We start from the raw sequence: 9,965 nt of genomic DNA, 5'->3' as shown, positions 1-9,965 counted from the left end.
GGCCGGCGTGGTCAACCGGCCCGCCGCCAGGGCCCGTTCGGGGTGCTTCCCGCTCCCGTACCGTCCGCCGGGCCCGCCGCGTACCCGCCGTGCCGGGGAGGCGCACTCCGTCTGCGCCCGCGCCGGTGCGGCCTTTTATGCGGTACGAGCCGGGCCGGTCGGCGCGATAGGCTCGGTCACAGCCGCCGCCGCCCGCGCACGGGCGCAGGGTGCGGCCCCTGAGCGGGCGCAGCCACCAGCGGCGGCAGACCCGTACGACCCGAGGGAAGCGGTGCAGCGTGTCCGGTGGAGAAGTGGCCGGTCTCCTCGTGGCCGTGTTCTGGGCGATTCTGGTCTCGTTCCTCGCCGTTGTGCTGGTGAGGCTCGCGCAGACGCTCAAGGCGGCCACCAAGCTGGTGACGGGCGTGACGGAGCAGGCCGTTCCGTTGCTCGGCGAGGCGTCGGCGACGGTGCGCTCCGCGCAGACCCAGCTCGACCGGGTGGACGCCATCGCGACCGACGTCCAGGAGGTCGCCTCCAACGCCTCCGCGCTCTCCTCCACCGTCTCCACGGCCTTCGGCGGTCCGCTCGTGAAGGTCGCCGCCTTCGGCTACGGCGTACGCCGGGCCCTCGGCCGTAAGCGCAAGGGCGAGACCCCGCACACCCCGCCGCCCGTCGTCGTCAGCCGCACCCTGCCCGGTGCCCGGCGCGGCGGACGCGGTCGCGACCGCGGAAGGGGCTGATCCACGATGTTCCGCCGTGCCTTCTGGTTCACCACCGGCGCCGCGGCAGGCGTGTGGGCCACCGCCAAGGTCCAGCGCAAGCTGCGCTCCCTCGCGCCCGACGCGCTCGCGGTGCGCGCCGCCGACAAGGCCGTACAGGGCGGCCACCGCCTCAAGGACTTCGCGCTGGACGTCCGGGCCGGAATGGCCCAGCGGGAGGGCGAGTTGAACGACGCCCTGGGCCTCGGCGCGACGCCGGACCCGTACGAGGCGGACGCGTCGCGTGCGCTCCCCACCCAGGCCAGCAGACCGCAACTGGGCTCCGTACAGCACCGGCAGGGGCCCGGACGATCCCACGACCGAAACGAGGACCACTGATGGAGTCGGCTGAAATCCGCCGCCGCTGGCTGCGCTTCTTCGAGGAGCGGGGGCACACCGTCGTGCCGTCGGCGTCGCTGATCGCGGACGACCCGACGCTGCTGCTCGTCCCGGCGGGCATGGTCCCCTTCAAGCCCTACTTCCTGGGCGAGGTCAAGGCCCCGTACGACCGGGCCACCAGCGTGCAGAAGTGCGTGCGGACGCCGGACATCGAGGAGGTCGGCAAGACCACCCGGCACGGCACGTTCTTCCAGATGTGCGGCAACTTCTCCTTCGGCGACTACTTCAAGGAGGGCGCCGCCCGGTACGCCTGGGAGCTGATGACCACCCCGCAGGACAAGGGCGGTTACGGCCTGGACCCCGAGCTGCTGTGGATCACCGTCTACGAGGAGGACGACGAGGCCGAGCGCATCTGGCGCGACGTCGTCGGCGTCCCCGCCGAGCGCATCCAGCGGCTCGGCAAGGACGAGAACTACTGGGACATGGGCGTCCCCGGCCCCTGCGGCCCCTGTTCGGAGATCAGCTACGACCGCGGTCCCGAGTACGGCCCCGAGGGCGGCCCCGCCGTCAACGGCGAGCGCTATGTCGAGCTGTGGAACCTGGTGTTCATGCAGTACGAGCGCGGTCCCGGCGAGGGCAAGGACTACCCGATCATCGGGGACCTGCCCAGCAAGAACATCGACACCGGCCTCGGCTTCGAGCGGCTGGCGATGATCCTTCAGGGCGTGCGCAACATGTACGAGATCGACACCTCGCGCATGGTGCTCGACAAGGCCACCGAGCTGACGGGCGTGGGCTACGGCGACGCCGAGGAGACCGACGTCTCCCTGCGCGTGGTCGCCGACCACATCCGTACGGCGATCATGCTCATCGGCGACGGCGTCACCCCCGGCAACGAGGGCCGCGGCTATGTGCTGCGCCGCATCATGCGCCGTGCCATCCGCAACATGCGCATCCTCGGGGCGAGCGGCCCCACGGTTGCCGAGCTGACCGACACCGTCATCAAGGCCATGGCCCCGCAGTACCCGGAGCTGGAGACCGACCGCAAGCGCATCGAGACGGTCGCCCTCGCCGAGGAGGCCGCCTTCCTCAAGACGCTGCGCTCGGGCACCAACATCCTGGACACCGCCGTCAGCGACACCCAGGCCGCCGGCAGCACCGTCCTCCCCGGTGAGAAGGCGTTCCTGCTGCACGACACCTGGGGCTTCCCCATCGACCTCACGCTGGAGATGGCCGCCGAACAGGGCCTCTCCGTGGACGAGGCCGGCTTCCGGCGCCTGATGCAGGAGCAGCGCGACCGCGCCCGTGCCGACGCCAAGGCCAAGAAGCAGGGCCACGCCGACCTCTCCGCGTACCGCGAGATCGCCGACCGCGGCGGCGCCACGGACTTCACCGGCTACCAGGCCACCGTCGGGGAGGCCTCCGTCGTCGGCCTGCTCGTCGACGGCGTCTCCTCGCCCGCGGCCCACGAGGGCGACGAGGTGGAGGTCGTCCTCGACCGCACCCCCTTCTACGCCGAGGGCGGCGGCCAGCTCGCCGACACCGGACGCATCCGGCTGGACAACGGCGCCGTGGTCGAAGTACGCGACGTACAGCAGCCGGTGGCCGGCGTCTCCGTGCACAAGGGCGTCGTCCAGGTCGGCGAGGTGACCGTCGGCGCCGCGGTGCAGGCCCAGATCGACGTGGACCGCCGCCGCTCCATCGCCCGTGCCCACAGCGCCACCCACCTCACCCACCAGGCGCTGCGGGACGCCCTGGGGCCGACGGCCGCGCAGGCCGGCTCGGAGAACTCCCCGGGCCGCTTCCGCTTCGACTTCGGCTCGCCGTCGGCCGTGCCCGGCACCGTCCTCACGGACGTCGAGCAGCGGATCAACGAGGTGCTGGCCCGTGAACTCGACGTCACCGCCGAGTACATGGGCATCGACGACGCCAAGAAGCAGGGCGCGCTGGCCGAGTTCGGCGAGAAGTACGGCGAGCGGGTGCGGGTGGTGACCATCGGCGACTTCTCCAAGGAGCTGTGCGGCGGCACCCATGTGCACAACACCGCTCAACTCGGCCTGGTCAAGCTGCTGGGCGAGTCCTCGATCGGCTCGGGCGTACGGCGTGTGGAGGCGCTCGTCGGCGTCGACGCGTACAAGTTCCTCGCCCGCGAGCACACGGTCGTCTCCCAGTTGACGGACCTGCTCAAGGGCCGCCCCGAGGAACTGCCCGAGCGGATCTCCGGGATGGTGACGCGGCTGAAGGACGCCGAGAAGGAGATCGAGCGCTTCCGCGCGGAGAAGGTCCTCCAGGCCGCCGCCGGCATCGCCGAAGGCGCCACGGACGTACGGGGCGTGGCCCTGGCCTCCGCCCGTGTGCCCGACGGCACCGCCGCCGAGGACCTGCGCACCCTCGTGCTCGACGTGCGCCAGCGCATCCCCGGTTCGCGTCCCGCCGTGGTCGCGCTCTTCACGGTGACGAACGGCCGTCCGCTCACCGTCATCGCCACCAACGAGGCCGCGCGGGAACGCGGTCTGAAGGCCGGCGACCTGGTGCGCGGCGCCGCCAAGGCCCTCGGCGGAGGCGGCGGCGGCAAGCCGGACCTCGCCCAGGGCGGCGGTCAGAACCCGGCGGCCGTGGACGAGGCCGTCGCCACCGTCGAGCGCCTGGTCTCCGAGAGCGGCGGCGCCTGATGCGCAAGGGGCGCCGCCTCGCCGTGGACGTCGGTGACGCCCGTATCGGTGTCGCCAGCAGCGATCCGGACGGACTGCTGGCGACACCCGTCGAGACGGTGCCGGGGCGTGATCTCCCCGCCGCGCAGCGGCAGTTGGCGGCGCTCGTCGCCGAGTACGAGCCGATCGAGGTCGTGGCCGGGCTGCCGCGCTCCCTCAAGGGGGGCGAGGGCCCGGCCGCGGTCAAGGTCCGCGCCTTCGCGGAGCAGCTCGCGAGGAAGATCACACCGGTCCCGGTTCGGCTGGTGGACGAGCGTATGAGTACAGTCACGGCTGCACAGGACATGCGTGCGTCCGGCGTCAGCTCCAAGAAGGGCCGCTCTCGCATCGATCAGGCCGCTGCGGTGGTCATTCTGCAGAGCGCCCTGGAGACTGAGCGGATGTCAGGGAGCCCACCCGGGGAATGCGTCCAAGTGGTTGTCTGATCGCGATACGGTAACGTTCCCGCGACACGTGCAACCGCCGGAGCGGGTCGGCACCGCAGAGTGCCGCGGGTGTCCTGCCTTGTTCGTACGGCAGACCGTTGCCGTCCGGCGGATTCTTAGGGGATCGATGACTGAGTATGGCCGGGGGCAGAGCCTCCCACCGTGGCATCCCGATGACCCTCTCTTCGGAGACAAGGGCTGGGACGGTGGCAGAGACACCTCGTACCCGGGCGACGGCGACCCCTACGCCGAGAACACCTACGGCGGCCAGTACGCCGATCCGTACGGCACCGGTCAGCACCAAGTGCCGCACCAGCAGGGCTACTACGGGCAGCAGGGCCAGCAGCAGTACCAGGGCCACGGCCAGGGCTACGACGACCCGTACAACACCGGCCAGCAGCCCGTGTACTACCCGCAGCAGCAGGGCTATCCCCAGCAGCATCCGCAGGCACAGGGCTACGACGACCCGTACAACACCGGGCAGCAGCAGGCGTATTACGCGCCGCACCCCGGCGAGCAGGGCGGCCGCGGCCCGCACCCCGAGGCCGACCCGGAGACCGGCTGGGACCCGGGCCCGGACCAGGGCGAGCACGCCTTCTTCGCCGACCGCGACGAGGACGAGGACGACGACTACGACGACGGCGACTCCAAGCGCTCACGCCGCAACCGCGGCGAGACCAAGCGCAGGAGCGGCTGCGCGTGCCTGGTCGTCTCGGTGATCCTCGCCGGAGGTCTGGGCACCGCCGGCTACTACGGATACAGCTTCTACCAGCGGTACTTGGCGCCCGCCCCCGACTACTCCGGCAAGGGCTCCGGGCAGACGCAGGTGAAGATCCCCGACGGCGCCTCGATCGCCGACATGGGGGCGCAGTTGCAGAAGTCCGGCGTCGTCAAGAGCGCCGGCGCCTTCGTGGACGCCGCCCAGAAGGAGAAGAAGTCCAGCGGCATCCAGCCCGGTACGTACAGCATGCGCAAGCGGATGTCGGGTGCCGCCGCGGTGAAGCTGATGCTCGACCCGGCAAGCCAGAACGGGCTGATCATCTCCGAGGGGCTGCGCGCCAAGGCGATCTACAAGATGATCGACGACAAGCTGCGCAAGCCCGAGGGCACCACGGAGAAGGCCGCCAAGAACGCCCGCGCCGCCGAACTCGGCCTGCCGCGCTTCGCGAAGGGCAACCCGGAGGGCTTCCTCTTCCCCTCGCGCTACAGCGTCGGTGAGAAGAGCGACCCGGTGAACGTGCTGCGCGACATGGTCGGCCGCGCCAAGGCCGAGCACACCAAGGTCGATCTGGCGGGCGAGGCGAAGAAGATCGGCGAGACGCCGGAGGAGGTGCTGACCATAGCGTCCCTCATCCAGGCCGAGGCGCAGCAGGACGACGAGTTCGGCAAGGTCTCCCGCGTCATCTACAACCGCCTCCAGAAGGACATGCGGCTCGGCTTCGACTCGACGATCAACTACGCCAAGGGCCGCTCGTCGCTGGACACTTCGGTCGAGGACACCAGGTTCAAGTCGCCGTACAACACGTATCTCAACCCGGGTCTGCCGCCCGGCCCCATCGACAACCCGGGGCACCAGGCCATCGAGGCGGCGCTGAAGCCGACGAAGGGCAACTGGCTCTACTTCGTCACCGTCCGTCCCGGCGACACGCGCTTCACCGCGAGCAAGGCCGAACACGACCGCAACGTCGCGGAGTTCAACAGGGAACAGCGCAAGCAGAAGGGGAACGGCGGCTGATGGACCCGCACCACCCCGTACGGCCCGCGCCCGCCGCGTCCCGGACCGTACGGCGAGCCGCCGTCCTCGGCTCACCCGTCGCACACTCCCTCTCGCCCGTGCTGCACCAGGCCGCCTACGCCCGGCTCGGGCTGCACGACTGGACGTACGAGCGGTACGAGGTGGACGAGCAGAGCCTCGCCGGCTTCCTCGGCGGCACCGACGAACAGTGGGCGGGCCTCTCCCTGACGATGCCGCTCAAGCGGGCGGTCATCCCGCTGCTGGACGAGGTGAGTCCCGTCGCGGAGTCCGTCGAGGCCGTCAACACCGTGGTGTTCAGGGGCAGGCGGCGCATCGGCGACAACACCGACATCCCCGGCATGGTCGCGGCGCTGCGGGAGCGCGGCATCGTACGGACCGAGCGCGCCGCCGTGCTGGGCGCCGGGGCGACGGCGTCTTCGGCGCTGGCGGCGCTCGGCCGGATCTGCGACGGCGAGGTCGTCACCTACGTACGCGGCGAGGAGCGGGCACGCGAGATGCGCGGCTGGGGCGAGCGCCTCGGGGTGCGGGTGCGCACCGCCGACTGGGCGGAGGCCGCGGAGGCGTTCACCGCGCCGCTGGTGATCGCGACCACCCCGGCGGGCAGCACCGACGCTCTCGCCGAGCAGGTGCCCGACGGTCCCGGCACGTTCTTCGACGTCGTCTACGACCCGTGGCCGACGCGGCTCGCGGCGGCGTGGGCCGAGCGCGGCGGAGCCGTGGTCTCCGGGCTCGATCTGCTCGTCCATCAGGCCGTGCTCCAGGTCGAGTTGATGACCGGGCATGTGCCGGCGCCGCTGGAGGCGATGCGCGCCGCGGGTGAGGCGGCGCTGCACGCGCGTACGGGCTGAGGCTCCCGCACGTCCCGTACGTTCCGCGCCCCGCGTCTCGCCTCTCGGCCGGTGTCCGGCACGCTGTCCGTCCCGTGGACGCGCGGCCGGGCCCGGCCCCCGCACGTGGGAAGATCGGGGGAGACCCGAGAAGGACGCACAGGCGCCCGAGGCACATCATCGAGGAGCACCCGTTGAGCAGGTTGCGCTGGCTGACCGCGGGGGAGTCGCACGGCCCCGCACTGGTGGCGACGCTGGAGGGGCTGCCCGCCGGCGTCCCCGTCACCACGGACTTGGTGGCCGACGCCCTGGCGCGGCGCCGGCTCGGCTACGGACGCGGCGCCCGCATGAAGTTCGAGCGGGACGAGGTCACCTTCCTCGGCGGCGTACGCCACGGGCTCACCCTCGGCTCCCCGGTGGCGATCATGGTGGGCAACACCGAGTGGCCCAAGTGGGAACAGGTGATGGCCGCCGACCCCGTCGACCCGGAGGAGCTGGCGGGCCTGGCGCGCAACGCCCCGCTGACCCGTCCCCGCCCCGGCCACGCCGACCTCGCCGGCATGCAGAAGTACGGCTTCGACGAGGCACGTCCGGTGCTGGAGCGGGCCTCGGCCCGGGAGACGGCGGCCCGCGTGGCGCTCGGCACGGTCGCCCGCTCCTATCTGAAGGAGACCACCGGCATCGAGATCGTCTCCCACGTGGTCGAACTCGGCGCCGCCAAGGCCCCGTACGGCCTCGTGCCGCAGCCCGGCGACGTGGAGCGGCTCGACGCCGACCCGGTGCGCTGCCTCGACGCCGACGCGAGCAAGGCGATGGTCGCGGAGATCGACCAGGCGCACCGGGACGGCGACACCCTGGGCGGCGTCGTCGAGGTGGCGGCACACGGCGTACCGGTCGGACTGGGCTCGCACGTCCACTGGGACCGGCGCCTGGACGCCCGCCTGGCCGGGGCGCTCATGGGCATCCAGGCCATCAAGGGCGTGGAGTTGGGCGACGGCTTCGGGCTGGCGCGGGTGCCCGGGTCCGCCGCGCACGACGAGATCGTCAGCACCGAGGAGGGGATCCGCCGCAGCTCGGGCCGTTCCGGCGGCACCGAGGGCGGGCTGTCCACGGGCGAACTCCTGCGCGTACGGGCCGCGATGAAGCCCATCGCGACGGTGCCGCGCGCCCTGGCCACCGTCGACGTCGCCACCGGTGAGGAGACGCGGGCGCACCATCAGCGCTCGGACGTGTGCGCCGTCCCGGCGGCCGGGATCGTGGCGGAGGCGATGGTGGCGCTCGTCCTCGCCGACGCGGTCGCGGAGAAGTTCGGCGGCGACAGCGTCACCGAGACCCGCCGCAACGTCACCGGCTTCCTCGACGGCCTGGAGATCACATGACCGGAACGCACACCGGCCCCGCCGTCGTCCTCGTCGGCCCCATGGGCGCGGGCAAGACGACCGTCGGCGAACTGCTGGCCGCGACGCTGGGCACCACCTGCCGCGACACCGACCATGACATCGTCGAGACGGCGGGCAAGCCGATCTCCGAGATCTTCCTGGACGAGGGCGAGCCGCACTTCCGCGCGCTGGAACGTGCGGCCGTGCGGACGGCGCTGGCCGAGCACACCGGGGTGCTGGCGCTGGGCGGCGGCGCCGTACTCGCCCCCGAGACACGGGAGTTGCTCGCGGGCGCGCCCGTCGTCTTCCTCGACATGGACGTCGCCGAGGCCGTCAAGCGGGTCGGGCTCGACGCCCCGCGCCCCCTGCTGATGATGAACCCGCGCAAGCAGTGGCGGGAGCTGATGGACGCCCGCCGTCCCCTCTACACCGAGGTCGCCACGGCCGTCGTCCGTACCGACGAACGCACGCCCGACGAGGTCGCCGGCGAGATCCTCGACGTCCTGGAGCTGAAGCAGACATGAGCAGCGAGCAGCAGCCCGTCCGTATCACCGTGGGCACGGAGGCCGCCGACGGGACCCGGCCCTACGACGTCCTCATCGGGCACCGACTCCTCGGCGAACTCCCGGAGTTGATCGGCGGCGCCAAGCGCGTCGCCGTCCTGCACCCCGAGGCGCTCACCGAGACCGGCGAGGTGCTGCGCGAGGACCTGGCCGCGCAGGGCTACGAGGCCATCGCCGTCCAGGTGCCGAACGCCGAGGAGGCCAAGACCGCCGAGGTCGCCGCGTACTGCTGGAAGGCGCTCGGCCAGAGCGGCTTCACCCGCAGCGACGTCGTCGTGGGCGTCGGCGGCGGCGCGACGACGGACCTCGCGGGCTTCGTCGCCGCGACCTGGCTGCGCGGAGTGCGCTGGGTCGCCGTACCGACGACGGTGCTCGGCATGGTGGACGCGGCCGTCGGCGGCAAGACCGGCATCAACACCGCCGAGGGCAAGAACCTCGTCGGCTCCTTCCACCCGCCGGCCGGGGTGCTGTGCGACCTGGCGGCGCTGGAGTCGCTGGGCGTCCACGACTACGTCGGCGGCCTCGCCGAGATCATCAAGGCGGGCTTCATCGCCGACCCGGTGATCCTCGACCTGATCGAGGCCGACCCGGAGGCCGCGCGCGGCCCCGGCGGACCGCACACCTCCGAACTGATCGAGCGCTCCATCCGCGTCAAGGCGGAGGTCGTCTCCGCCGACCTGAAGGAGTCCGGCCTGCGCGAGATCCTCAACTACGGGCACACGCTCGCCCACGCCATCGAGAAGAACGAGCGCTACGAGTGGCGGCACGGCGCCGCCGTCGCCGTCGGCATGGTCTTCGCCGCCGAACTGGGCCGTATCGCGGGCCGGTTGGACGACGCGACCGCCGAACGGCACCGCGCCGTACTGGAGTCGGTCGGGCTGCCGGTCACCTACCGCGGCGACCAGTGGCCGAGGCTGCTGGAGACGATGCGCGTCGACAAGAAGTCCCGCGGGGATCTGCTGCGCTTCATCGTGCTCGACGGGCTCGCCAAGCCGGCGGTGCTCGAAGGACCCGATCCGGCGCTGCTGCTGGCGGCGCACGCGGAGATCGCCGCGTAGCCGGAGGTCCCGGCGGCGCTCTCCGGTGGGTGCGATCGCAAGGCGGGCGCGGACGGCGGAGAGGGCGGCGCCCGGCCGTCGGGCCCCTGGGGCGGAAGCGCGGCGGGCTGCCCGGACCATGGGCCGAGGCGGCGAGCAGGACCCTCAACCCCGCCGCCGGGACGGTG

Annotated in this window: 9 protein-coding genes; all 9 read left to right on the top strand. The window is 72.2% G+C overall.

What is annotated here, in order from left to right; genetic code table 11:
• The first annotated feature begins 278 nt into the window (after positions 1–278).
• Positions 279–722 (top strand): DUF948 domain-containing protein, encoded by a 444-nt coding sequence (locus AN218_RS16175; protein ID WP_079132228.1) that lies wholly within the window; start codon positions 279–281, stop codon positions 720–722.
• Positions 723–728: 6 nt separating this feature from the next.
• Entirely contained in the window at positions 729–1,079 is a 351-nt protein-coding gene (locus AN218_RS16170; protein WP_070017595.1) for a DUF6167 family protein, read from the top strand.
• Positions 1,079–3,751: an alanine--tRNA ligase gene (gene alaS / locus AN218_RS16165; protein WP_070017594.1), complete on the top strand. Its 2,673-nt coding sequence runs from the start codon at positions 1,079–1,081 to the stop codon at positions 3,749–3,751. The genes AN218_RS16170 and alaS overlap by 1 nt, the downstream gene beginning before the upstream one ends.
• Positions 3,751–4,215 (top strand): Holliday junction resolvase RuvX, encoded by a 465-nt coding sequence (ruvX, locus tag AN218_RS16160; protein WP_070017593.1) that lies wholly within the window; start codon positions 3,751–3,753, stop codon positions 4,213–4,215. Before alaS ends, ruvX begins: the two co-directional genes overlap by 1 nt.
• A gap of 127 nt (positions 4,216–4,342) precedes the next feature.
• A complete protein-coding gene (gene mltG, locus AN218_RS16155) occupies positions 4,343–5,950 on the top strand; it encodes an endolytic transglycosylase MltG (RefSeq protein ID WP_070017592.1) in 1,608 nt (535 codons plus the stop codon).
• On the top strand, positions 5,950–6,819 hold the full coding sequence (locus tag AN218_RS16150; RefSeq protein WP_070017591.1) for a shikimate dehydrogenase: 870 nt from the start codon (positions 5,950–5,952) through the stop codon (positions 6,817–6,819). Before mltG ends, AN218_RS16150 begins: the two co-directional genes overlap by 1 nt.
• A 173-nt stretch (positions 6,820–6,992) precedes the next feature.
• Positions 6,993–8,177 (top strand): chorismate synthase, encoded by a 1,185-nt coding sequence (aroC, locus tag AN218_RS16145; RefSeq protein ID WP_070017590.1) that lies wholly within the window; start codon positions 6,993–6,995, stop codon positions 8,175–8,177.
• On the top strand, positions 8,174–8,701 hold the full coding sequence (locus tag AN218_RS16140; RefSeq protein WP_070017589.1) for a shikimate kinase: 528 nt from the start codon (positions 8,174–8,176) through the stop codon (positions 8,699–8,701). Before aroC ends, AN218_RS16140 begins: the two co-directional genes overlap by 4 nt.
• The gene (gene aroB, locus AN218_RS16135; protein ID WP_070017588.1) at positions 8,698–9,798 is read left to right on the top strand and encodes a 3-dehydroquinate synthase; all 1,101 of its coding nucleotides are present in this window, start codon (positions 8,698–8,700) and stop codon (positions 9,796–9,798) included. Before AN218_RS16140 ends, aroB begins: the two co-directional genes overlap by 4 nt.
• The last annotated feature ends 167 nt before the right edge of the window (positions 9,799–9,965 follow it).

Source organism: Streptomyces nanshensis (assembly GCF_001751255.1).
GTDB lineage: Bacteria > Actinomycetota > Actinomycetes > Streptomycetales > Streptomycetaceae > Streptomyces > Streptomyces nanshensis_A.
This window is presented reverse-complemented; position numbering and strand designations above follow the sequence as displayed.

Coding starts and splice junctions, on each gene's coding strand:
- aroB (WP_070017588.1), top strand. CDS start 8,698: ATGAGCAGCGAGCAGCAGCCCGTCCGTATCACCGTGGGCACGGAGGCC.
- AN218_RS16150 (WP_070017591.1), top strand. CDS start 5,950: ATGGACCCGCACCACCCCGTACGGCCCGCGCCCGCCGCGTCCCGGACC.
- AN218_RS16170 (WP_070017595.1), top strand. CDS start 729: ATGTTCCGCCGTGCCTTCTGGTTCACCACCGGCGCCGCGGCAGGCGTG.
- mltG (WP_070017592.1), top strand. CDS start 4,343: ATGACTGAGTATGGCCGGGGGCAGAGCCTCCCACCGTGGCATCCCGAT.
- alaS (WP_070017594.1), top strand. CDS start 1,079: ATGGAGTCGGCTGAAATCCGCCGCCGCTGGCTGCGCTTCTTCGAGGAG.
- AN218_RS16140 (WP_070017589.1), top strand. CDS start 8,174: ATGACCGGAACGCACACCGGCCCCGCCGTCGTCCTCGTCGGCCCCATG.
- ruvX (WP_070017593.1), top strand. CDS start 3,751: ATGCGCAAGGGGCGCCGCCTCGCCGTGGACGTCGGTGACGCCCGTATC.